Annotated in this window: 19 protein-coding genes; 8 read left to right on the top strand and 11 right to left on the bottom strand. The window is 54.3% G+C overall.

What is annotated here, in order from left to right:
• Positions 1-10 precede the first annotated feature (10 nt).
• Positions 11-268, bottom strand: a complete 258-nt coding sequence (locus ACI512_RS17295) for a LasR-specific antiactivator QslA (protein ID WP_074845665.1) — start codon at positions 266-268, stop codon at positions 11-13.
• 168 nt (positions 269-436) lie between these two features.
• On the opposite strand from ACI512_RS17295, the gene ACI512_RS17290 reads away from it, so the two are divergent.
• From ACI512_RS17290 to ACI512_RS17270, 5 genes are all read left to right on the top strand, one after another.
• Complete coding sequence (locus ACI512_RS17290) at positions 437-691, top strand: helix-turn-helix domain-containing protein (RefSeq protein ID WP_003174132.1); 255 nt, start codon at positions 437-439, stop codon at positions 689-691.
• A gap of 105 nt (positions 692-796) precedes the next feature.
• Positions 797-1,753, top strand: a complete 957-nt coding sequence (locus ACI512_RS17285) for a TIGR03756 family integrating conjugative element protein (RefSeq protein ID WP_074845667.1) — start codon at positions 797-799, stop codon at positions 1,751-1,753.
• Positions 1,750-3,132: an integrating conjugative element protein gene (locus ACI512_RS17280; RefSeq protein ID WP_074845670.1), complete on the top strand. Its 1,383-nt coding sequence runs from the start codon at positions 1,750-1,752 to the stop codon at positions 3,130-3,132. The genes ACI512_RS17285 and ACI512_RS17280 overlap by 4 nt, the downstream gene beginning before the upstream one ends.
• 3 nt (positions 3,133-3,135) lie before the next feature.
• Complete coding sequence (locus ACI512_RS17275; RefSeq protein ID WP_074845672.1) at positions 3,136-3,444, top strand: hypothetical protein; 309 nt, start codon at positions 3,136-3,138, stop codon at positions 3,442-3,444.
• Between the two features lie 10 nt (positions 3,445-3,454).
• Positions 3,455-4,996 (top strand): conjugal transfer protein TraG N-terminal domain-containing protein, encoded by a 1,542-nt coding sequence (locus ACI512_RS17270; protein ID WP_103392442.1) that lies wholly within the window; start codon positions 3,455-3,457, stop codon positions 4,994-4,996.
• On the opposite strand, the gene ACI512_RS17265 is transcribed toward ACI512_RS17270, so the two are convergent.
• Entirely contained in the window at positions 4,985-5,383 is a 399-nt protein-coding gene (locus ACI512_RS17265; protein WP_074845678.1) for a DUF3742 family protein, read from the bottom strand. The two genes, ACI512_RS17270 and ACI512_RS17265, sit on opposite strands and share 12 nt — an antisense overlap.
• 456 nt (positions 5,384-5,839) lie before the next feature.
• Here ACI512_RS17265 and ACI512_RS17260 point away from each other — a divergent pair, with 456 nt between their 5' ends.
• Together ACI512_RS17260 and ACI512_RS17255 are read left to right on the top strand one after the other, a co-directional pair.
• Positions 5,840-6,169, top strand: a complete 330-nt coding sequence (locus ACI512_RS17260) for a hypothetical protein (RefSeq protein ID WP_074845680.1) — start codon at positions 5,840-5,842, stop codon at positions 6,167-6,169.
• A 130-nt stretch (positions 6,170-6,299) separates the two neighbouring features.
• A complete protein-coding gene (locus ACI512_RS17255; protein ID WP_074845683.1) occupies positions 6,300-7,259 on the top strand; it encodes an ArdC family protein in 960 nt (319 codons plus the stop codon).
• Positions 7,260-7,391: 132 nt separating this feature from the next.
• On the opposite strand, the gene ACI512_RS17250 is transcribed toward ACI512_RS17255, so the two are convergent.
• Positions 7,392-7,589 (bottom strand): hypothetical protein, encoded by a 198-nt coding sequence (locus tag ACI512_RS17250; RefSeq protein WP_074845741.1) that lies wholly within the window; start codon positions 7,587-7,589, stop codon positions 7,392-7,394.
• A 223-nt stretch (positions 7,590-7,812) separates the two neighbouring features.
• Between ACI512_RS17250 and mobH the strand changes: the two genes are divergently transcribed.
• Complete coding sequence (gene mobH / locus ACI512_RS17245) at positions 7,813-9,540, top strand: MobH family relaxase (protein ID WP_074845685.1); 1,728 nt, start codon at positions 7,813-7,815, stop codon at positions 9,538-9,540.
• A 267-nt stretch (positions 9,541-9,807) separates the two neighbouring features.
• On the opposite strand, the gene ACI512_RS17240 is transcribed toward mobH, so the two are convergent.
• The 8 genes from ACI512_RS17240 to ACI512_RS17205 form a co-directional block, all read right to left on the bottom strand.
• Complete coding sequence (locus ACI512_RS17240; protein WP_231807931.1) at positions 9,808-12,936, bottom strand: AAA family ATPase; 3,129 nt, start codon at positions 12,934-12,936, stop codon at positions 9,808-9,810.
• Positions 12,917-13,465: an ABC-three component system middle component 1 gene (locus ACI512_RS17235; RefSeq protein WP_074845691.1), complete on the bottom strand. Its 549-nt coding sequence runs from the start codon at positions 13,463-13,465 to the stop codon at positions 12,917-12,919. Before ACI512_RS17235 ends, ACI512_RS17240 begins: the two co-directional genes overlap by 20 nt.
• Positions 13,449-14,762: an ABC-three component system protein gene (locus ACI512_RS17230; protein WP_231807932.1), complete on the bottom strand. Its 1,314-nt coding sequence runs from the start codon at positions 14,760-14,762 to the stop codon at positions 13,449-13,451. The genes ACI512_RS17235 and ACI512_RS17230 overlap by 17 nt, the downstream gene beginning before the upstream one ends.
• A complete protein-coding gene (locus ACI512_RS17225; RefSeq protein ID WP_103392445.1) occupies positions 14,743-15,795 on the bottom strand; it encodes a ComEC/Rec2 family competence protein in 1,053 nt (350 codons plus the stop codon). The genes ACI512_RS17230 and ACI512_RS17225 overlap by 20 nt, the downstream gene beginning before the upstream one ends.
• A 230-nt stretch (positions 15,796-16,025) precedes the next feature.
• Positions 16,026-20,258: a HEAT repeat domain-containing protein gene (locus tag ACI512_RS17220; RefSeq protein ID WP_231807933.1), complete on the bottom strand. Its 4,233-nt coding sequence runs from the start codon at positions 20,256-20,258 to the stop codon at positions 16,026-16,028.
• An 87-nt stretch (positions 20,259-20,345) separates the two neighbouring features.
• Positions 20,346-21,650 carry an RES family NAD+ phosphorylase gene (locus ACI512_RS17215; RefSeq protein ID WP_074845207.1) on the bottom strand — a complete coding sequence of 435 codons (1,305 nt, stop codon included), beginning with the start codon at positions 21,648-21,650 and terminating at the stop codon, positions 20,346-20,348.
• Between the two features lie 34 nt (positions 21,651-21,684).
• Positions 21,685-23,454: an alkaline phosphatase family protein gene (locus ACI512_RS17210; protein ID WP_074845205.1), complete on the bottom strand. Its 1,770-nt coding sequence runs from the start codon at positions 23,452-23,454 to the stop codon at positions 21,685-21,687.
• A gap of 5 nt (positions 23,455-23,459) precedes the next feature.
• Positions 23,460-24,584, bottom strand: a complete 1,125-nt coding sequence (locus ACI512_RS17205) for a DUF4062 domain-containing protein (protein WP_074845202.1) — start codon at positions 24,582-24,584, stop codon at positions 23,460-23,462.
• Positions 24,585-24,613: the final 29 nt, after the last annotated feature.

Here is a 24,613-nt window from a genome sequence, read left to right as displayed (position 1 = left end):
GAGTAATCGGTTATTGCGGTACGCCCCGGAGCCGCTGCTGGATCCTCAACAAGAATCCGGCTTCAAAGGCATCCTGACAGTCACCGACAGGAAAGGTCTTACGTGTTTGCGCCAGCTCCCACCACAGGGGAATCTCGCCGGACGTATCAAGCCAAGCCTGAGCACATTGCACGCCCCGTTCGATCATCGAGGCAAACTCAGTACCCCAAGGTGTGAGAAGACTTGGGCAACCATCTGCCGCCGGAATTGAGATGTAGTTTTCGTCCATACCCACCCTAGATTTCTGATTTATTGTTAGACGCTGGGGCCAACTTTGAAAGCTTAACGACGCCAAATGAACGCTCGATAACAGGCATGAGCATCAAATGGGCTAGATCAACGCGAATGTAGACTATATCCCGTGGATTGAGAGTCCCTCAAGGCGCAATTTGCGCGCATGACTCAAGACTACGAACAGCTTCGTCTGCAGCTGGCGGAAAACATCCGCTTGATGCGACGCGTGAAAAACCTTACCCAAGAGCAGCTCGCGCTCATGGCCGAGGTCGATCGCACCTACGTCAGTCAAATAGAACGATGCACGGGCAATCCGTCGCTGTTGGTCCTGTGCAAGCTCGCCAATATTTTCGAAATCACCGCAGATCAGCTACTTGTAGAACCCGATATCCTTCGCAGCGCCCTTCACGTCAAATAATAGTCTCACGTCCCGCAAATCCGATAGACCCGCCTTCATAATTTCCACTGACAGTCTTCAGTCCCTAGCCGAACCTGCCCAGGCCATCCACCGAGAGCCTGGATCATGCCTGTTGCCCGCTCGTCAATCCCGCCCACAAAGCTACGGCCCTTGGCGCTGAGCGTCCTGCTGGCGTGCGGCCCAAGCGTGGCGCTGGATACCGGCAGCATCACGTCCTCAGTGTTGTCGCCAAATTGCCTCGCCTACAGGGTCGTAGGCATTTGTTTCTGGCTCCTCTGCACGCCCTTCGGCTGCACAGTCAAAACCTCGACCAAGGTGCGTCATTTCATTCCTGAGCTGGTGGTCTCGAGCTACGCCACCACCGGCAACAACCCCTGGACCGAGATGGCTGCCCTCTCCGCTCCCATCAGCGGTGCGGAAGGTGGCGGCAACCTGATCACGCCCAACACCCGCCGCGACAACCTGCCCCGTTTCAAGAACGTTGATGGCATCGGCCACCCTGGTGGCTGGGCCGCCACGCAACTGGCTTCGCAGTCCGGCTACGCCTGCGCCAGCGGCGCGACTGCGTTCATGCCCTACTACCTGAGTACCCTGGATTCATTGGCCTGGCGCCATGGCATACCGGAAAATTTCTACCCCGAGTCGCTCATGCCGGGGATCCGTGAAATCGGTCATCAGACCTCGGGAGCCATGTGGGGCAACGTTTATCCCCGGCAGGGCTTTCTGGTACAGCCCGAAGACTTCAAAGCGGCCGCGGTCATGGCGCAACGGGCCGGCGATGTGATCACCCGCAACTGGCAGCCGCATGTGTACGTACCACTCACACCCGCCAAACGCGACGGCTACTGGCCGCCTGGCCCAATCGTTGAAAACGATGCTTCAACCCACAAATGGCAGCTGCTCTCCCCCCAGGTTCAGCCCACGTGTGCCACCTTCCCCAGTGATCCGGTGCAGAGCACGGATGGTGGTTACACCTGGTCGCTGTGGCGGCCCTACAGCTGCTGCAAACGCGAAGGACAGACCTTCCTGTTCAGCATCGACTTCGAAGGCGGTGCTTCATGAACCGGCTTGTCGCGCGACCATGGTTGGGCGTGGTTAGTCTATTGCTCTACGGACTGCTGGCCATTGCCACGCATGTCCATGCCGCCGAGGACAATTACCGCCTGGGTACTCAAGGCGAAGTACTCGACGACCGAGTTATGTACACCATTGGTGGCGGCTCGGCAGTCGGCTCACCGAGTTCGCTCTACCGCCCCAGCGGTCTCGGTGTCGGCGGATCATGGCGAGCGAACATGATGTGCGGAAACATGAGCCTCACCAACACCTTGCAAAACCAGCTGAACGGCGCTACCGAAGGTTTCCAGCAGATCATGGGCAGCGTTGTGCAGAACGCAACCCAGGCGGTGATGTCGCTGCCAGCGTTGATCATCCAGCGCGCCAACCCCGGCCTCTATGAATTGTTGAGCAACGGGGTGATGCAGGGCCGTATCGACTTCGACCGTTCCAAGCTGACCTGCCAAGCCATGGCCGAGAAAATGGCGGACAAGATCGGTCAAGCCGGCTGGGGTGCGCTGGCTAAAAATCAGGAGATGCAGGGCAACCTGGAGCAAACTGGCGGTGATGCAGTGGCCGCAGTGAAAAACACCGAAGCGCGTAACGGCAACAATGGGGTGTCCTGGGTCGGCGGCTCAAAGGCTGGAGGTAGCGGGCAGACGCCCATTCGGGTTACCTCCGACGTGGTGCGCGCCGGCTACAACCTGCTGCATAACCGGACGGTGGATGACAGTGCCTCAATCAATAGCAGCGATTGCCTGGGTGGGGCCATTTGCCAGACCTGGGCCTCGCCCCAGGAGGAATCCGAATGGGCCGTTCGGGTGTTGGGCGAGAGCGAAGTTGCGACCTGCGACGCCTGCGAAACCCTGCGTGCTACCGCTGGCAGTGGGTTAACGCCGCTGATCCAGGAGGCCTACAGCGAACGTCTCAAGGCCTTGCAAGGTCTGCTGTCGGGCTCGCTGCCGCCTACCCCTGACAACCTGGCGAAAGCCTCCAGCCCGATGCTGCCGGTGACCCGTGGCGTGATTGAAGCGCTGCGCGACGATCCCGACCAGGATCTGTTGGCACGGCGCCTGGCCAGTGAGACGGCATTGTCCAGTGTGCTCGACAAAGCGTTGCTGCTACTGCGCACCCTGCTGGCGGGCAGTCACGAACCGAACATCGCCTCCGCCGAGCCGGCCCAAACTGCCTTGACGAAAAACATCGACGCTCTGGAGCGCGAAATACGTCTGCTGCAGACCGAACTGCAGGTCCGGCAGATGCTGGCCACCAATACCGCCAGCCTGGTGCTCGGCCGGCATGCCGGTGGTGCCGACGCATCGCGTACCGTCGACCAAGGCGACCCTGAGCCGGGCCGACTCAATGATGCTGACGTTAGGCGTCAGTGAGCCATGAAACGCTCACCGCTATTCAGTCTGCTTTCAGGTGTGGGGATTGCCGCAGTGATGATCCTGACCGCCGCACTGGTCGCCTGGATCGGCCGAACTGCGCTGGGTAATTTCGAGGTCTGGCAGCAGGCACTCGAATCCGTACGACCTTATCTGCGGGGGTGGCGCACCCTGCTCTACGCCGCAGTTTTCGCGCTCTGGTGGGATCTGCTTCGACGCTACCGACATCGACCACAAGATCGATTGCGCGTAAGGCGCATCGGAGCATTAGGGCTCGTGCTCGTTACTTGCGTCGAACTCACCCGGCTGTGAGGCCAACACCATGCTCATGAGCACCAATAGCTACCTCGAGTTTTACCTCTCACTGCTGGCTTGGATCATCAACAACGGTCTCTGGAGTGTCCTGTCCGACACCGGGCTGTTTGCCGCGCCCTTCGGTGCAATCATCTTGCAGGAATGGTTGTCGGCCCGTCAGCAAGGCGCGGATGAAGGCAACAAGGGACTGCTCTCGGTACCGCGGATAGAAAACCGGTTGTGGCTGGCCTACATCGTCGTGTTGTTCGGTTGCGCCCCTGTGTTTCCGTTGAACCTCTCGTCAATGACGCTCGATGATGCAGCGAGTCAGCGCTGCGGCGTCAGTGTAGCCAAGCCGGCGGAGACCGCCTGGGGGACGACCTTCAATACCATCGGCGAACGCTCCGCAAATGTACCGATCTGGTGGTTTCTGGTGCATGCCTTGAGCAAAGGAGTTACCGCCGCCGCCACCGCCTCTATCCCCTGCGCACCGGATATTCGGCAGATGCGCATGGAGATCGACAGCTCGCGTATCAACAGCCAGGTACTGCTGCAGGAAGTCGCCGACTTCACCCGCGACTGTTATGGCTATTCCCGTTCTCGGTTATTTACCAATCGCCCGCAACTGGACAAGGCACAAAGTCATGACGCGTCCTGGATCGGCTCAAGCTATCTTCTCGACACGCCCGGCTACTACGACACGGATCGTTCACGCACACCGCGAATCAGTTGGCCGCATGACGAAAGCCGCGATGTTTCCTTGCCGCGGCTGGAGAATGGCGCGGGCTACCCCACTTGCAAGCAGTGGTGGAGCGACAGCGGTGTCGGCTTGCGCGGGCGCTTGATCGAGCAGGTCGATCCTTCGCTGCTGACTCAGCTGAAAGGTTGGCTGACTGGCCGATCGAGCAACGAGATCGAGGATGCCACCCTGCGCGAACTGGTCAGTCCGCGCCAGCAATCGATGTCCATGTCGCCCGGGCAGGTGTACCAGGACTATGGTTCCAGCGCTCGTGGCGGCTCGATCAATCAGGGGCTTAATAACTTGGCCACCAATACCGGCTTGGTCCTCGGCTCCTTCAGCAACTTCCCGGCGATGAATGCGCTACGCGCCGCCCTGCCGATGGTGCAGGCGTTCCTGATCATGGGCGTCATCATCAGCTTGCCACTGATCCTGCTGGTCAGTACCTACCAGCTGAAGACCGTCATGACGGTGACGTTCGCGCTGTTCACCTTACACATGCTGACCTTCTGGTGGGAACTAGCGCGTTGGGTCGACTCCAGCATGCTCGATACCCTGTACAACCAGGTTTCGGCTTCCAATCAGGTGCTGTTGTCGCTGCCCACATCCGGGTTTATGGATGGGACTGTCACCGCGCAGGTGATCGAGTATGTGATGGGGGCGATGTTCATCGTGCTGCCGATGCTATTTCTAGGGGCCATGAGCTGGGCGGGATATTCAGTCGGCAGCGGGATTCAAGGTATGTTGGCGAATGGTAGCAAAGCAGCAAGTGACGCCGCGAGCAAAGGTACGGATCAAATATTGGGTGCTGCTAAGCGCTCAATTAGATGACTTGCTGTCGCCTATATAATGCCCATTGTCGTCGAATTCACCGATGTAGAGGTCAGCACCTAAGTAGTCTGGCCCTGGGTTTTTCTCTTGTTGATCGGCACCAAGAAAAACCCTGAGCCATAGCAAAGTAGTGACAGACAGCACCATCACAATGAAAGTAACCATCCAAACACTGACAAAGAGCAGCCCTCCGATGATTGCCAGTTTGGCAATCAGAAAGCTCCCGCGAACAAGTAATTTACCCGCGGGCAATCCTGCCGTCACCGCACGCTCAGCCACGCGGGACTCAAACGATTTCAAATTGCGATACCCGCGCTTTATCGACATGCCACAGGTATATGCCCAGCGGTGGGCACGTGAATTCTGAACAGGGGTCTGAGTCGGCATGCTCTCGCCCTCTTCTGAGCGTTTTCATGGTTGAGACAGGAGTAACAGCCTACTACTGAAAACGGCCCGTGCCTGACCGCTTATCAGTTTTTCCGGCCGAAAAATCATCATTGGAAACCAGAAGACAAACCCCGTGAAACAGCGTCTCTACAGTGATTGACCCAGATAAATCGACCAGCTAAATACAAGGTACGGATCGCTGTTATCGACAGCTCCTTCCCAGGCAGCCAGAACCTTCAAGGCTACGTCACTTCGATGATGGTTCTCCCCAAGTGCGATTAGCGTTCGGTAGCTCTCACGGTCACCGTTTTTACGGTGATGAACGCCTACTGCTCTTTTGAGCGTCTTCCGAGCTCCGCTCGCCAGGCAAACCTTCTTGTTTTTCTTCAACCCACTACGGGGAAATTCTTTCCCTGCACGGGACAGGTTTCTTCGCGTTTTCAACGGAGAAATACCATGCCCGACTCACTGATACCGGAAAAACTGAACACCCTTCGGTGGCCCATCGTGTTCACGCCTGGCGCGTGGCAACGCGCAGTCCTGCTCGCGCGTTCCGATCGCGCGGAGAAGCTGCAAGTCGATCGGCTGAGCCACGTATTGCGCGCAGCCTTCGAGGCTCACCTGGCCTATCCACACGAGCCCTATGTGCTGTTCGAGGTAGCCAACACCGCGTCAACGGATCATCAATGCCATGACCCGTTGCTGCAACTGAGCCTTAGCCTGCTCCGCGAGCCAGGCCAACCTGACGCCTTGCTGATAGCGCTTGCAGGAGAACACCAGCGCTAAGCGCAATTGACGGCGCCCACCTCCACATTCGGACGGCATGCAGGCCTGCATCAATCCAGCCCATCACCCACCGGGGAACCCTCCCCCGGCGGGCAAGGCGTTCCTCCATTTTTCTCTCGAGGAAATTGCCATGCGCGATATCTACCAAGACGTAACTGACAAGATCGTTACCGCGTTAGACCAAGGCGTTGCTCCCTGGATCAAACCCTGGTCCTCAAGTGGCTCCGCTTACATCGGCCATCAACCCTACCCCATCAATGCCATCACGCGACGTCCGTATTCGGGCATCAATTTACCGCTGCTCTGGGCCGAGGCCAGGTTGCAGGGGTTCACTCAAGATCGTTGGCTGACCTTCAACCAAGCTAAAAAGGCCGGTGGGCACATCCGTAAGGGTGAGCACAGCACTCTGGCTGTGCTCTACAAGCCGATGGAGCGCGAGGAACAGACCGAGTCAGGCCAACCCGTACTCGATGAAAACGGTCAGCCCAAGGTCGCTCACTTCGGCATTCTCAGGACGCATTTTCTGTTCAACATCGAGCAAACAGAGGGGCTCGAGATGTTCAATCAAACCCTGCTCGAAACGGAACCGACCGATCCATTCCAGGCCAATAGCGTTGCGGAAAATCTGCTGTTAAGTTCAGGTGCACACATCGTTCATCGGCCTGCCGACGAAGCCTTTTACCACCCGATCAGGGATCTCATCCAACTGCCGACAAAAGCACAATTTCACGATGAAGGCGGGTACTACGCCACCGCACTGCACGAGCTGACGCACTGGACCGGGCATCACACTCGGTTGCAGCGCGAGGGGGTTACGTCAGCCTGTCCGTTCGGCTCGCCAGGCTACGCGTTTGAGGAGTTGATCGCCGAGATGGGCGCTGCGTTTTTATGTGCTTACGCCGGCATTCAGGGAGAGCTGAGGCACGAGGGCTATATTGATTCCTGGCTCGGCCTGCTCAAGGCTGACAAACGCGCGATCTTTCGCGCCAGTGGTCACGCCCGAAGCGCCTCGGAGTATGTGCTCAACTTGGAGCAGCAACCGAAGCAACCCGTCTTGGATGACTCGCTGTGCATGAACGATGGAGTTTGATCGTTACCTCACCGCTGCAATCACTTCACAGGGCCCAACCCGAGTTGTGCCCTTTTTTCTGTGCTTAGAAAAATCCGCATACCGCGGGACTCTGACGCAATCTACAAGAGATGCGCACACACCAGCAGCCTGTCATTCCGAATCCAGGTTCTGCGCCAGAAAATCCACCAGCTCGAGCGGACTTCGGCTGTCGATCACCTTGTAGATCAGATCGCGTTTACTGCGCGGTAACTTCTTGACCACGCTCTTCGCCGAGGCCCTGACGGCTTCGTCGGTCCCATGGATACGCGCCGCGAGCAGCAGCACGAGCGTGGCGTCAGTGAGATTCATGGCAAGACCCAAAAAATATGCACCGCAGTGTACCGACTCTTGTCTTTACCGTACCAGCCCCCCAACAAAACGATGCCTAGCCGTATCGATATTCCGATTGCCGCACAAAGGGACCCAAGCCAAAAGGACGGGTAAGGGTTGGAAGGGAATGGGGACTCAAGGGTAAGAGCCCTATCCGAAAAGGCTAAAAGGCCACTGACCCCGCCACTTCCCGGAGGTCACGATGCTCAGTCTGTTTCGCCACAAAAGGCAGAAGTTCCCTCCGCCACCCACCGTAAACGTCGCCAATGGGTACGTGCCCATCGAGTCGACCCACAGCTTGTTAGCAGCGGAGCACCGCCGCCAGTTGCTCGATCGCATCTGGCAATACACCGCCCTCTCCCACACCCAATTCTCCCAGCTCTACTTAAATCCGATCCATCGCTACGCCGAACAGGTCCAGCAACTCCCGGCCAGCGAGACGCACCATCATGCGTATCTTGGCGGCATGCTCGACCATGGACTGGAACTGGTCGCGTGCAGTTTGAAACTGCGTCAGTCGTATCTGCTTCCCACCGGTGCCGCACCCGAAGACCAAGCCGCTCAGACCGATGCCTGGTCGGCGGGTATTGCTTATGGCGCCCTACTGCATGACATCGGCAAGATCGCCGTGGACCTGCAGGTCGAGCGTCAGGATGGCCGTGCTTGGCATCCTTGGCACGGTCCCCTGGATCAGCCCTACCGTTTTCGCTATGTCAAAGGTCGCGACTACCACCTGCACGGCGCCGCCGCAGGCTTGCTCTACACCCACATTCTCGACCGCCCGATCCTCGACTGGCTCAGTGGATTTCCTTCGCTGTGGGCCAGCTTGCTGTATGTCCTGGCGGGTCAGTACGAGCGCGCAGGTGTGCTGGGCAAATTGGTCATTCAAGCCGACCGTGTTTCCACCGCGCAGAACATCGGTGGCAACCCGAATAAGGCGCTGCAGGCCCCTATTCACTCTCTGCAACATCACTTGATCAGCGGACTGCGTTATCTGGTTCAACACGAACTGAAACTTAACCAGCCGGGTGCCGCGGGTTGGTTGACTCAAGACGCCCTTTGGCTGGTCAGCAAGACGGTCACGGACAAGCTGCGAGCCTTTCTGCTGTCACAATCGATTGACGGCATTCCCTCATCCAACACTGCGGTGTTCGACGAACTGCAATCGCATGGATTGGTCGAGTCCACACCGGAAGGCAAAGCCATCTGGACTGCGCTAGTGGCACAGGGAGACTGGCGGCAGAGCTTTACCTTTCTGCGCCTGCAACCGGCGTTGATCTGGGGGAACGAAGATCGGCCTGAGGCTTTCAGCGGAACGGTGAGCATTGCAGTCGATGACCACCCGACTGACGCCCCGGCACCTGCACCAGCCCCTAAGGCAGGCGGAACTGGATCGCATCAAAACCAATCGCTGGAAGATCATATGGCGATGGAGGGTGCCGACTACCTCGGAACATTGCTGGATATGTTCGAAATGGGTGAAACCGAGGCGAGTGATACGCCGTCACAAAATGCGTTAGAAATATCAAATCCCACTTCGGACAACCCTGGCCAGGCATTCCTGAATTGGGTCAAGGAAGGCATCCAGAGCCACAAGCTGATCATCAATGACAGCAAGGCCAAAATCCATACAGTGAGTGGCTGTGTATTTCTAGTCACGCCTGGCATTTTTCAGCGCTATGCTCAGGAGTGTTCGGACATCTCTACAGGTGCCGATCACGAAGGTGGAGAATGGCGTTGGGTGCAGAAACAGTTCGAGAGGCTGAAGGCCCATAGAAAACGCGCTGATGGTTTGAACATCTGGGTCTGTCAGGTCGAAGGTCCTCGCAAGAAAGCAAAACTCAAAGGCTATCTTCTAGAAAACTCAGCGCTATTTTTCGAAGCCGGGTCCATACCTACCGACAACCCCTTTCTTAAACTCGAAAAATAGTAAATTTCCATAGCTAATACTGAAGTAATTGGTAGCGGCCAAAATATTTGGACCTGCAGTATCCAAGGATAGCGTAAACCAGCTTACTCAACGGCTAGGCTGATTCGAAACGCTAAGGTAGTTCGCAGCGAACCCGCCAGCTAACAATAACTTCCTCAAGATAACTAATTAGCAGATACTGTGCAATGTGAAAACCAGGCCCTAAAAATTCCGTCGCCGAGTTGTGTATCACGGAAGGGGAAAATTAATCCCCTCCGCGATAACTTACTAATTCAGGAATGGCTCGACCGGCACTACCACCCCAAATTTTTCCAACTGCAGAAACTTTGCGCCCAAAATCTCAGCTGGAATCTTACGCTGCAGAAGGCCGAAGAAGTTTTCATCGTGTGTAGAGATGATAATTTGTTTATTAAACTGTAGACAGATACTGCGCAAAAGATCAATGGTTGAGAGAATATTGATGGAGTCCATCGACTGGATAGGATCATCGATCATCACGACATCGATCGAATTACCCTGATCATCCTTGGCATGAAGCGCGCCGGCCAGAAACACACTGAGACTGAGGATATTGGACTGAGCAGCGCTGAAGTACAGGATCGGAGAAATCAAAACCCCGTCTTCATCACTCACGACAATATTCAAACCGGGCTTATCAGAGTCAAAATCCGGCTTGAATTCTACCTTCTTGAAAGATGGGTGCGGGTCAATTTTTTTGTAGATAACGTTGATGAGATCTTCATAGAAGAAATTATTAATCATTGTCTTCAGCTGTTCGATCACAGTCGACCGCTCCGAACTCAGAAGAATATCAACCTGGTTTCGCTGATCCAGCTTCACTTCCAGTTCAGCCAACTCATCTTGAAGGGATAATCTCTTGATGTAGGGTTTAAAGGACGCCATCAATTCCAACAGCAGTTGGAAACTGTTTTCAGCGGTTTCAAGTTGCTCGGTGCGCAAGCGACGGGTCTGGAGCTCACTGGTGATCAGTGCTTTGACTTGGTCTAAACTATCCTCTGAGCGAACAACTATCAAAGCGGCAAGGCTTTCATAGAAAGCGTTGATTGCGGACTGAGCGCGAGCCAATTCCAGATCAAGCCCATCTTTCTGAGATCGAAGCTGGGCAAAACTCACCCACGTCCCATCGGACACCATCTTCTGCTGGAGTGCACCGCACTGAGTTGTCAGCTTATCAGTAGCGGCCTTGGCGTTAGCAAGTTGAGATTCAAATTTACTCTTCTCGGCATGACAATATTCAGCCAATTGAGCTGAATTGATACCGTTATTAACCAGGTACTGGGAGACAAGTAGATAGGACGCTTGAAACTTAAGCGTATCGGCTTCCGTTGTCAGCACCTGCAAATCTGCATCAATCTGTGAAACCTTTCGATTGAGCTGTGCAATCTCTTCAGATAACTCAGTTTGGCGATTTACAAGTCCGGAGCGTTTGAGTGAAAGCTGTGCGATCTCACCTTGAGCACGGGTCAAGAGCTCATCCAGTGCGAGACTCCATACGGTCTTATCGAGTGTGTTAACCCTGTCCTCTAAGGCGCGTTTTTCCACCTCCAGATCAGACTTTTCTCTTTCAATTAGCTCCAGTCTTGCACTCAACTCCTTGATTGTTCCGCGAAGGTCAGCCAACTGCTGCCCATGTGCCTCTTCCGCCACTCGCGTGATAGATTTCACTTCATCCAGCAGCTGCTTACGACGTGTTTCCGACTGTGCGAGAAGTTCCGCGTTTTCCTGACTAAGCCGCGATAGCAGAGTCTGCGATTTAACTTTCAGCCTGAGCTTGTCGGCATCTTCGTGGGGGGCGCTGCACAGCGGGCAAATATTTGACGGCCATGCGCTGAGGTAGTCAAGGCCGGTGGAAATCAAACGTTCATGCACACCCATCTGGTTAGCCAAGGCTGCTTGAGTCGCATGCACAGTTTTGTCATGGAGATCAATGGATTCCAACTCAGCAAAACACTTGGTCAAGCGCTCAATATTCTCTTGACCTAAATATTTAGTGCCTTCAACCGCAGACAAGATAAAGTTTGCAGTAAGTTTGAAACCTGACACTTGCTTCAAGTTGACTTGAAGGCCATCCAACTTTGCTGTATCCAGGCGAACCGAAACCTCTTTCTCAGCAATTTGCTGAGCGATCAACTCTATTCGCGCACGATGCGATGTTAGCTCTGCATATATCGGCCCAGCATTATCGATAGAGTTCCTAAGAAACGCAACGCGATCATCAGCCTCTTTGAGCTCCTGAGTAAGATCGCTCATGGCCCTTGCAAACCCTGACAACTGTGCGGCATGACCTGATCGGCTATCTCCCAGCGCTACTTGACGTTTGGCGATCTCATTGAGGCGTGATTCAGACAGAAAGAACCCAACGGAATGATTGATTATGTCAAGAATATTTGTCGAACGCTGACTCGCTTCTAGGACATCGTTTGTGCTTTTTTCATGAGCGTTCAGCAGTTCCTGATAGCCGCCAGCATCTTTTACACCCTGATCAAGACGCGCTGAAATAGCTTTCTGATCGATGAAAAATTGGCTATTAAGTTCAATCTCAGGAATCTTTACCAATCTATCAGCAAGAGTGTCAACCGCCCGGACATTAGCTTCACGTTCTACGTTTAATTCATGCTGTCGGGAGATAAGGCTTGCATTCAGTGCATATTCAGCCTGAGCGGAAAACCTCTCGTCCGCAAGCAAGATGTTCTCACCAGCAGCGTTGAGCTGTGTAGCTAATGCATTGAAACTATCAAAGATGGAGAGGTCAACAGGCTGATCCAGCTCGGCGATAATGGCTTCACGCTGAGAATCCAAAGCCAGCAGCTCAGATTTATTATCAAGGATAAGTGCAGTCAATTCCTTGCGGGCCTTTTCAGTTTCCCCGCCGAAATTTTCCATAAACTTCGTATAGCGTTCTTGCGGCTTCGCCTCCCGGAGGAATCTGTCAATCTCATCTTGACTTAAGATGACACGCCGAAAATAATCGTTCTCGCGTCCTTTTTCTCCAAAGCGTAAGTCGCGTCCATTAATACGTATTTTTCCCAACTCTCGTGTAAAAGGAGTAGGCAGCGTAGTTGAAACTACCACCTGAGTTTTAACGTCGTCGTCGACGTATTTATTTCGAAGAATCTCCTGCCCCTTGTCCACGTCCTTGGTCGCGCGGGCGGCGCCTTCATAATTAGCTCTATTGTAGTCGCCACCTAAACGCTCCAAATGATTCGTGACCGCCCATTCGACAGCATCATAAAACGAGCTTTTACCAAATCCATTAGGAGCAAATATCGCAACGAAATTAGAAGGAAGATCATCAGCATTCGTAAAATCGAATGTGCCTTCTGATTTAATTTTGTAAGCACGAAATGCTTCAATTTCAACTTTTTTGATTTTCATTTTTATTCAGAGATTCTATGATTTCATTTATCATTGACGCGCGCTTTTCCTTGGATTCAATTTTTTGATCTAACGGCGCACCCCGAACAAATTTCTCCAGCGATAACAATGGTTCCCGGTTTTCCGCAACACGAGGATCCAGCGTCAAATCTGATCCTAGGAGCTGCTCTTCCAAACAGTCAGTCAATTGCTCAACCGTGGGCAATTCAGCATACCCATCAATTATCAATTTACGAGCAGAGTATTTGTTGTTCTCGATCTGGTATTTATCCCAAATCGGCACAGTGCCGATCGTCACAAAAGCGATATATACGTTCCACACAGCGAGGTTTCCGGGAGGTTGGTGGTGAACCGAAACAAGGTTTTGGATCACCCGCCAGCTCGCTACGATATCTGACGTTTTTTTACACAGGCAAGCAATACACGAAATATAGGACAGCAAATCATCTGAGCGAAACATTTGAAATTCAATGCCATCAAACTCAGCAGTAAGAAACTCAAAATCATAATCTTTAATTAATAATTTCATTCAACTTTTTCCTGAGTTCCAGCAGTTGAACCTTACCTGGAGCCAAACTGCGATAGTCAAACTCTTTCTCGATGACGCAGCTTTTGCGCAAACCTTCAAGATGAGTGAGCTTATAGCTGTTGTAAACCGCACTCTCAACTTCATCAATAGAGAACGGACCTTGGTTCGGAACGGTTGCAATATTGCTAATTACATTCTCAAGCACAAAATCTGGAGGAAAGGGTTGCGCTGCAGCATCAGGAGAGGCGACCACAAGGGTGCCGTTTTTGTCGAGCAACTTACGAGCAATTTTGAGAATTTCATCCAAGCGGCCAAGCCAGTTGGTGACATCGCTGGTGTACAGCAGGCGACGCTTCTTATCGATCCCGCTGATATAGCCGTTATCCGCAATTCCAGCACCATCCATGAGTGCGGAGATCACAACAAACTCTAAATATGCAATCCACAACTCTCGTGCTTCCAGCACGCTGGACTGCCCCGTGTCTATCAATAACTGGACATCATAGTGCTTCATGATTTCGTAAGGAGGCGGCATTCCGCTCTCGATTAATGAGTCTGCGAAACCAATTAATGCAGTTTTCAGATGCTGAACGTTACTGGGATCGATCACATTGAATGCGAAAATCCTATCCCGCACTCTCGAAAAGCACTCCATATGTGGCGGAATCATTGGCGCACTTGAATGGAGGGTGAGGAGTTCGGTGTATCGAGCCAGGCCATGACAATCGACGCGGCCATACTGGTGATCCAGGCAACTGGCCTCCATCTCGAATTCCACTCCCACCAAATACGGATAATCGTTATCTATATGGTATACGCCACCTCCAGACATCCCTTGAATGATGTCTTTACTCGGAATACCCGCCAATTCCAGGGTTATAAGGTCGTTGACCACGCTGGCCGCGTGGCCAGTTCGATGCTTGATTGGCGTTGCACTCGCCCTTTCCGCTTTTGGGAGGCCCACAAAAGTGAGGTTGGCCTGGAGTGGCAAGTGAGCGGCACTCCAAGATTTCTGAGATAGGTCAGCCTGATGCGTAATTTTTAATACTGCGCAATCTAAGGATTCCTGCTGACCCACCTTGGGGAAAACCAAGACGCCCAGCACTTCAATGGAATTCTGATTATGGTCAACTACCACGTTACGAGCAGCGTCTTCAAAAACGGCGTGCCTGGCAGTGAGCACGTAGGAAAACTCCTGAGTCATGGCATTCACCAGAACGCCGCTTCCGCCATTAACCATTACACAGTATGACTGCATAATTTCCGAAACTGTCTTATTAGAATCTGATTTCATCATCGAGCACTTCTAGCCGAGAGGAATATTCCTCAATTTCATGAGCCAGTAGCAGGGGAGCGACCACATGATCATAATTAAAATATACTTTACCCTGCGTAGACTTGATGATTCTGGCTATCGTCCTTTTGTTCGGAAGCCCATGCTTAGATCCATCAGTGGACACAATATAAATCGGCGAGTCCAGAAGCCCCAACAAATCGCTACTGGTATTGTATTGGCTTCCATGATGCGACAATTTTACAAGATTCAATTCGAGCTTGTTGGTTTCGCTGTGGTTAAAAGCCCGTAAGCTTTCGCACACTATGTCATCGTGTGCATCGCCCAGAAAAAGCATGCGCTTACCATCTGCTTCGAGTATAAATGCTATAGAGCTGCCGTTGTAAATTGAGGCATCAGAATGAAACTTATCGTCTGACCAGATATCTTGAAGCGCTAAATTATAATCAGTGTCGTGCGCCGAGGTTTTTCCTGAATCAACTTCGGAAGGCCATACATGCAATAATTTTACAAGTTGCTCACGACTAGGCGACAACACCTTGAACGTAAAGGGGCCAGCTTTATATGTTTGCCCTGCCATTACAAGCGGAGCTCGAACGCAGCCAATCTTATCAAGCAATTCTTCCAGGTCTTTTCCTTGCTTGACCGATGTTTGCGGATCGTCATCAAGCAGTTCAATATTATTTTCAGGTATTTCGGGCACATCAAAATGATGTGTGATCAATCGCGAAGAATTAAACCAGATGGATTTGACCATATCGCCAAGATAACCTGGCTTCTCAAAGGCTTTGATAAGTCCATTGATATGATCGTCATCAATGTGGGTGAGGATGGCTAGATCGATGTGCTGCCCTTTGGCTTTCAGGTCATCGAGGGTATTGCATAGCGCACCGACGTAAAGCTGCCGTGGCCCATGTCTGAAGGTCGTAGACGTTCCTCCATCTATCAGCAGATTGAACACCCCGTCGGGCCCCTCATGGCTGACGAAAATGCAGTCTCCTTGCCTCGCTTTGAGAACGCGGACGATTATAGCCATCAGGACTCCCTGTCACTGCCTGGCTCTGCCAGGCTGTCAAGATGCCAGTAGCATAGGCCCTACGCGGAAGACTTCCAAGGGAAGCGTCTAAGCCAATTTCTGGCGTCAGACAACCGACAGAGCTTTCCCCTCATTTCGCACAGTGCCTAGGCACTAGTCAGATAACAACAGATCTTTATGCTGACTAACCGCGCGACAGTCTACGAGTCCATTTGCGCCTCGTCCCGGGGTCACTCCATTCCCCCTAACATCTCGGCAAACGTCATAATAGGCATGCCCTTCCTCCGCCGGAGCGACCACGGCTCGAAGGTGTCCTCGATGAGTGATAGCCCCGTTCGAAGGGTCATCATCCACAAAAGCGTCGACTCGACGTCGGCTTCGCCCTGCATGGAAGACAGCCAAGTACGGCAGGATGAGGATAGTGCCCAGCGAGAGAGCTGAGCATCATCTGTCGAGAGGTCATCACTGTCGTCAAACAACGGGTGGCTCGCCATCAAAAGATCGTGCTTGATGGCCAGCGCCCGTGCCATTCCTTGATCGTCGATCATAGATAACGCGAGCGCCACGCGAGAATCGGAGGTATTCGTGCCGCGAAGGGCTTCCAAAGAGTCAGCATCGCAGCAACGAGCCAGCTTCGCGCCAAGCGCCAGAAGCAGCGGCGCAGCTAACTGCGGATCGATGTGGTCTGCTGCTCGATTAATCACCGACCAAGGCACGAGATTGAGCTCAGTGGGGTGATGGCTGAACCTGCGTACCGCGATCCAAGCCGCCGCGTAACGCACAGGATAAAGATTTTCTTCGCGGCTACCGACCACATGGTTGTCACAAAGACAGTGTTCGATCACCCTCCAGGCCCTCGGATACTCTGGAGTGATCATGAGGTCGAGCAAAGCTGCGTGCAGAAGGGTATCAATGGCCTTCTCGTCTTCGCGGATGAGAAACTCCGAGATGCGGTCCAAGACAGCCACTGGCAGGGAGTCTAACTGACCGAACGCATTCGCAGCGGCACGGGCGACGTGATACTCGGGCTCGTCTCGATGCTGATGCAGAAAATGCCTAGCATAGTTTCGACGGTCGTCAAGAAGCGTTAGGAGAGCGTCGAGTCCGTCAGTCCAGCGATGCTGACCGATGACAACGGCTAGTGCCGCTCGTACCGGCGCACTCCTATCTGTGACCAAGTCATATAGTGCTACCTTTTCATCCCTGTCTGCCTTCGGGGCCAGGGCCCCTATGGCGGCGCGCCTTACCCTGTAGTGCGGATGAGCGAGCGCCTTGGCGATCAAACGCCGGGCCGTTGGGCTGCCGATCGCGGCTAAAGCCCCAACGGCCGCCTTGGCATCGTCTTCATCCTCAGATCCGACCCATTTTTCAGCTAATACTTGGACATCCTCGCCTTCAACAGCTGAGACCGTAAGCAGTAGACGCGCCAGCCCCCGGGGCCCTTCGTTCAGCAGGGTTTGTCTCTGGTCCAGCGGAATATCCTGAAAACATTGCAAGAGGGTGGAGTCTTCAGCCTGGAACTCACGCGAAAGCGCCAGGTGCAAGGCGGCCTTAGCATTGGGTGGGCTAGCGTTTAGAATGCGCTGCGCAAGCGCAGCCTTCTTCTTCCCGTATTCCAAGCTGGCAATCTTCGGTGCTAACAGCACAGCGCGAACCGGAGACAACCGCTGTAGGAGATCCAACAGAATGCTCTGCGCCGATGGCTTGCCCGATACCCCTTCCCCGTCGCTTTCAAGAAATGAAAGAGCCCGGACGGCGGCGTCGATCGCCTCGGTACCGCCGCTAGTCAGTGCTCCCATAACGCGGTCTCGCCCAAATTCGAGGCGCCGGTCGGCAATGATGCTCAGCCCTGCGGCCTGAAGCCAGTCGTCCTCACCAGCGGCCGCGAAAAAGGCGTCAAGCTCGGCGGCCTTGACCGTGGGCTGACTGTAGCGCATGACCTCGGCCCAAAGCGGCAGAATAATATCCGGTCGGGGATGTTTCGCGATCCACTTGTGACCTTGCAGGCGCCGGCGCGCCCTGACATAGCCTTTGGCAAAGTGATCAGCCGAAGAAGGCCCTTCTTCCTCGGCGCGTTCCTGGATGGAGAGACTTACAGCAAAATCCAGCTCTCCTTGCCAAGCTTGACGGCGCTCCTCGCTGGACCCAGCCAAGGTAGAGTCAACGCTCGCCCGCATTTCCAGAATCTGATCCCACACCGTGTCATACGGCGGCTCAGCACCTGCCAAGGCGCATTCCGAAATCGCGTCGGCACTCATTGCAAATTCGGCGCTGTCGGATACCACCTCGCCTGCTGCCAGGAAAGCCCCGGTAAAATCCACCGCAAAAGGCCGCAGCCAGGAAATTAGATCCTCGGCAGCATAGTCGGTATCCGTCCATGGCAAGCAATAAGCGATGAATCCATTGACGATGCGCAGCTCTGGATCGGCGGCGACCACAGCATCGCGATCAGTCTTGGAAACCTTGGGTGGTTGCCAGCTGACCGCACCGAAGCCATCTTTCTTTCTCGGCCCACCACGCTCGAGCCAGTCTACGAGCATGCGAATCGGAGAATCCGGGCTAAGTAGTCGAGTCGCTGAACTCCACGCCCCTTTGAAGTTGTTGGCATCGCCCGCAGCCTTGATCAGACCGTCAATCAGAATGCTATCGAAGGCTGCTACAACGGCCTCGTCGAATTCAACCCCATCGTCGTCAAGCGCCCTCGCCCCGGTCACCAGACGTTCGACTGCCCCTAAGAACTCAAGATCTTTCTTGGCCAGGACGAGGGCCGCTCGGGCTGACGCATTGATCGCATCTTCAGCCGCGCGAGGCTGTTCACGAGCCAACTGTTCCATTGCTTCAACGACCTTGGCATGAGCGGTGTAGTTGCCTTTGCCGTCCTTGGTCAGTTGGGTCAGAGCCAAATGCTTAGCCAGGTCGTCGAGCCCGATCTCGACCACGCGCTCGCGATCAACCTCACGGCGAAGCTGGACAAGCTGGCTAGGTGGTAGGCTGCGCGAGTTACGCAGCAGTGCCCAGAGCACGGCGGCGCCGCGGATGCCTCGATCGCCAAAGCCGCCAATCTGATCACGGACCACCTGCAACCGGCTATCACTGAGCGCCCGATCCACTAGCCGACTGATGTCCACTTCAGCGGGCTCGGAGACGGCTATCAGTTCGCGTGCAAAAGCGTTCAGCTCGAACGGCGACTTCAAGGCACGGAGCAACCATTTTTCATGCTGGCGCGTGAGGTCCTGGCGCCACGCGCCGGTAGCAACCAAGGGACCCATCAGGATCACCTTGCGCGCCGCCTCACCGTAGGCGTCGTCGTCGATGACGACGGTACAGTCAGCCCACACTGGCGGTGGCGCTGCGCTGAGAGCCGCGCGATAGATCTCACTCCGCGACGTGATGACGAACTGCTTGTCAGGGCCTCTATGGTGAATGAGGGCGCTGATCCGTTTGGTCCAATCCTCGGCCTCGCCCCTCTTTAACCCGGACTGACCCCATGGGTCTTCTAGATGGAAGAGCACCCGACCAGGAGCGGCGAAAGCCTCTTCGATCGCTGGCAGCCCCGCGCTTTCGCGGACCACTTTATAAGGCGGATCAGCCTGGCGGCGGTCGAAGGCCAGTTTGTCGGCTGTGAGACTCTTGCCATAACCCGATGGGCCGATCAGCAACACTGCGCCGAGCTTAGTCAAGTAAGCTTCGGCAAGAGGAAGGTTGGAGGGAGGAGCGTACCGGGCGAGCTGCGGGCTGGCGTGCGGCATACCACCGAAACCTTCGGCAATCTTCTGGATATCCGTCTTGCGCAGTGGATCGGGGACTGTGAGAAAACGATCCTCGACGGCCCGTTTGAACCGTTCAACGCAGGCATCAAGGGCCTGAGTAGGGACATGCAGCGCGCCACCGAGGATTGTGTCGATTTGTCGCCGCGTCTCCTCATGGGTCATGCCTTCGATCAGGGCGAAACGACCGGCTAGGCTAAGTTTCCCCGCCGCATCGAGATTGAGATTCTTAGGGAGGAAGGCAGCATCGGACTTCTGCTCAGGATAACTGACTCGTCCCTTGGCCAAATCACCATCCACGCTGGAGTTGGTGATGAAGACATAGCGACGACTGCTATCGGCAAGCAGCAGAGCTTTGGCACGGGATCGCGGCTTCGGTCCCTTGACCCCCTTCGCCCCCTTTTCGTTGACTACGCTCGCAAACTCCTTGGCGCTCCAGGCGCCAGCGCCCTTGAACTTGATTTGCACATGCAGTTCGCCGCTAGCGGTGATCTTGAGGCTGGCTTCGGCCGCTTCCTCTGGCACTGCTAGGCGCGCCATTACGTCGTCGTGAGACGCTGGCTCCACCACCACCTGGTCTGTGACGGCACCCGGACCAAACATTAGGCGCAACGCCACCCAGACAGTCACCAATTTCTGGTAGTCGTAGCCGTAGTAGGACGCGTTGGCCCCACCTTCGTCATTTCCTATGGTCATAGAGATGCTTGTCCGCTCAAGATGGTGCAACCGGTTAGTACTCGGGTGTCTAAGCGGCCCTATGCATCGCTGATAAACAAATAGGTCTCAATAGTCCCATTCACCGTAGGGGTCTTGCTCGTAACGCCAATCCCTGATGACGATATCACCGTTTATAACTAGCGGCTCGACCTCAAAGGTGACACAGCCGATTTTGTGGGCCTCCAGAGTATCCGGGATATACGCAAGACCAGACGGGAAAGGCCCATTGCCGATGATGGGGTCGTCCTCTGTCCTTTCCTGATAAGGAATGATGGCGAGCACACGTGAAAACAGAACAATGTTGATTCCGTCCTGGTGCTGAACAGAGGCAAACATCACCCCATCAATAGGCGGCTCAACCTGCGTAGAAAGGTACTCTGCAATCACTTGGGTCAGTAAATATTCATGTTCTTGGTCAGGCGTGACCGGCGAACTAATTTTACTGTGCAAGGTGCGTAGAAACTGTCTTCGCTCCATATTCATTCGATACGCCGGATCAAAACAGCTCATAGGTTGAGAATCGAATATGTTCTCCAACACACCAAAATCGAGCACCCGGGCATCCCGTAATAACTGAAACGCCCCCGTTAGCACCATACCGCCCACCGATGGGCGCAACTCGGCGATGCACGTGTCTCGATCAAATGCGCCATAAAACACAGGAACGCCAACAGGATTCATTCTTCCTGCACGCGCCTTTTCCTTGGGAGGTGCCGCTAGTTCAATTTCCGGGGAGACAAGAATGTTTTTAGGATCCGATGACGGTGGGCAGTAGCGCCCTCGATACAGTTCCCAACCATCTTCTACTTCAAACAATCGCACCACCTCCTGGCTGTTTTCGTCTTTGAGGTGATGAATACCTTTAAACAACCAATCGAGGAACGCTTTACCGTGATCGTTAAAGAAACGGCTGCGGTGCATCACACCACTTTTGAATTCTTGCCATTTTTCCTCGACTTCTGTCGGTCGGATACTGCGCCGCATGTACAGCGCATCAGCCTCAAAACGTGGCTCACCGCCTCGTTTCAAGTCATATTCAGAGCAAACAGTGAGCAACTCGACAATGGCAGCAGTGACGGAGCCTTCATTATCGTCGCACTCAAGCATTTCCGCGACGATGAGCGCCAAGGGATTGCCGGCGCGAATGTAGCGTCCCAGATCCCCAGCACCGCAAGTTCTGATGACCGGATCAGTCCCGTAGAAATTGTAAAGAATCTCTGCAATATCATCCGCTAAAACCTCAATGGCTATGCAGGGCCGCACATGCTCACAGACCGAACACTTGGCCATATCGCATTGATCACGAATACGTTGCCGAAGAAAGATATCCCCCACACAGCCATCACATACAATTTCTACGCTGCCTTTCAAATCATACCCCTTGAAAGCACCTATCCTAGAACCACTATTTCTGAGCCGGATGCACCGCTTGCAGATGGTTGGAAAAACCTGCCTCAGTTTCACAACGCCAAGTCGCCCACAGCTTGCATCCCGTCTCGCCCCCCATGTCCAACTCAAACGCCAACCAGTTCCGAGCCGGCATCACATACCGATTAAAACCGGGGAACAACATCATCTCGACACAGTGCTGCACATCGATGGATTGGACCTTGCTGGCGGTATGGTTCAGCAACTGAAGAAAAAGCCGTTCGGCCACTCCAATCAACGACGGATGCACCACACCTGACGAAGTAAATTGCTGAATCTGCGCCCAGTTCGATGTCGGTGGAATATCCCGACGATAGCAACTGCCCCAGGCCGCGACATGCACGTCCCCAGAAGCAATGGATACACGCAGCATTCTCTGCTCAGCAATACGAGTCAGCGACTCCAGGAGTCGCTTACGCTCCCCCTCGTGATCCCCGTGCGACCAATGATCCTTAAGGTCATCAGCATTACTGTCGAGCACATGATCCTGCCCAAACGTATCAAGCAACCCTTCAGCCAGCGACAATTTGGGGTGCGCGACCGGAACCGAGGACATGAAGATCAAGTGCTGACATTTGCTTCCAGGATGAGCAGGCTTACCGTCACGGAGCGTGTTGAGCCAAGCCTGCATAGCAGTCCAGGTATCGGCCCCCAGTACCTGGGTACGTGAACGCTCAGTGCGCAGATCAGCAACAAACAACGATACCGGCCCCAAGTGATAGCCGAAACTAAAGCCCGGCTGACCATCCAAGAGCGGCAAGGCCAATCGATCTCCCTTTAATCGAGCACTCCATTGCATCGACTCATACTGTGGATCCTGCTGGGAAACGTTTGCACGCTGGAGCAATTGCAACGGCGGCAAATCATCAAGGGCATGCTGCAACTGAAACACCCAGAACGCCCTACGCGCATGACGCATCAACACCTGGAATAACTCACAGTGCTGCATAGCCGGGCTGTAGGACCCCCAACCGTCGAAGATGTCGTGGTCGTCCCACATCATCACCGTAGGGATTCTCGCCATCGCATCAGCGGCATCAAGGTTCGGTTTGGAGTGCCCCCAGTCACGCCGAGTATCAGGCAGCCAACGATTGGCATAGAGCCCGAAATAATAGGATTCGATCTCCGTCTCCAGCGCCACGCTCACCTTGAACGCCAACTGCTCCTTGCGCGACATTCCGACCCATTTCTTGAGAGGCTTCACATCCTCCCAGATCGAGTCAAAGTAAATCTGATCACCCCCCATCAGCAGCAAGTGGAACCGCTTCAACCCCTTGTCATGGATTCGCCCTTCGTGCCAAAGCTGCTCCTTGTCCAGCACGTAACCCGCAGCACGCAAGTCACTGTCATGGTTGCTGATCAGGTCAGCCCAGACGGCGTTTTCAGGGCGCACTAACTTGCGCATTCCACTAGGATCCGAAAAGCCATTGCAGGAGACGTAGGCCATTCTTGGGGCATAGTCTTGTCCGGGAATGGAGAACTGCCATTGCGGCCCTCCCTGCCCTACACCAAACTGAACCGTTCGCTCCTGCGCCTGCTGATCACAGCTCAGGTCGTAACGAAGGATGGTTTCCCTCGAACGCACCAGTAAAACCTTCGGCGCCGGACAAGCCCGCCCTTCAATAAAAAGAGCTGGGAATGCAGAACCACTTACAACCCCGACTAACGCGGTCACTTGCCACTGCCCTGCTTGGCTGACGCCTCGAAAGGACAACACGGGCCCCACAGTAAAGAGTGCTTTGGACATCCCTGTTATCTCCCCTCAAGTTCAGCGGCAATAACTTTGACGATCTTGGCGCGTGAAGCGGCTCTCTTGGCCAGAATCTGCGCTTCACCTGTTTGATCCAACCATTCCCTAAAACGCTGGAGCGCGTGGCGCGTTTGCGACGCATCGCGACAGTTGGCCAGGAAGACAAACTGTACTTTCTGTACATCATCAGCGACAAAAATACCGAAGGAACCGCTGACAACCGTAGCATCAGGAAAGCCTAGCAACGCAGTGGCCTGAGTCTCTGTCGCCCCACGGTGACAGGCGATTAAATGCAACGGCCCTTCTGCACCTTTCAACAGATCAGCATGCTCATGGTCACGTAGAAAAGGCTTACCCACCAGCTCACGCGCAGCAGCAACCGTGAACGCAGCGGGGATTGCATGGGCAAGCACAGCGACATTCACTCCAGCAATTGGAACAATGGCGAACGCTTCGCTAGCAGGGTCTTTGCCACCATTGATCGCCTGCAGTAACACCGTTTCCATCGCTCGTTTGCGCTGACGGAAGTCCATCCGTGTCCAATCCAGCGCCTGACCCATATCGAAACGGCTCGAGGCCGCGGCGGTTACCCCACGCTGGGTCAGAACAACCAACGCATCAAGAAGCGCTTCCTGAACGCGGGTACGCAGTTGATCCACGGTAGAAACCATTCCACCCCTGAAGGGTGTTTGCTGTGCAATAAACGCCTGGAAGCGCTGGTTACGTGCTGCCTCAGCTTCCCGGCCATCGTCAACTGGGATATTTGGCATAGCGATGAAGCGCACCTTCCCCCGAGTGGTGGCGAGCCCCTCCATGTACTCTGCATGGCAAATACCAATGTCGCCGTCACCACTCGCCCAGCCGGCATTGCCATTGGACAGCACCAGTAGCACATCGCAATCCCTCACAGCTTGCAAACAGGCGTCCCAACTGTCCTGCATACCATCCGCAGGAGGTGCATCTTCATTAATCCAAACTTCAAATACCTGTTTGCCAAAAAGCTTCGTGCCTTCTATCTCACGTTTGAGTTGCTCTCGGATACTGCTGAGCGTTTGATCGCTGTCCGCGGGAAAGCGATCGTTACAACGACTGGACAGCATTACTTTGATTTTCTTTGACTGGGCCATCCTTGCTCCTGCCTCACTTCCGAGGCCTC

The organism is Pseudomonas petroselini, from assembly GCF_045037875.1.
Taxonomy (GTDB): domain Bacteria; phylum Pseudomonadota; class Gammaproteobacteria; order Pseudomonadales; family Pseudomonadaceae; genus Aquipseudomonas; species Aquipseudomonas petroselini.
This window is presented reverse-complemented; position numbering and strand designations above follow the sequence as displayed.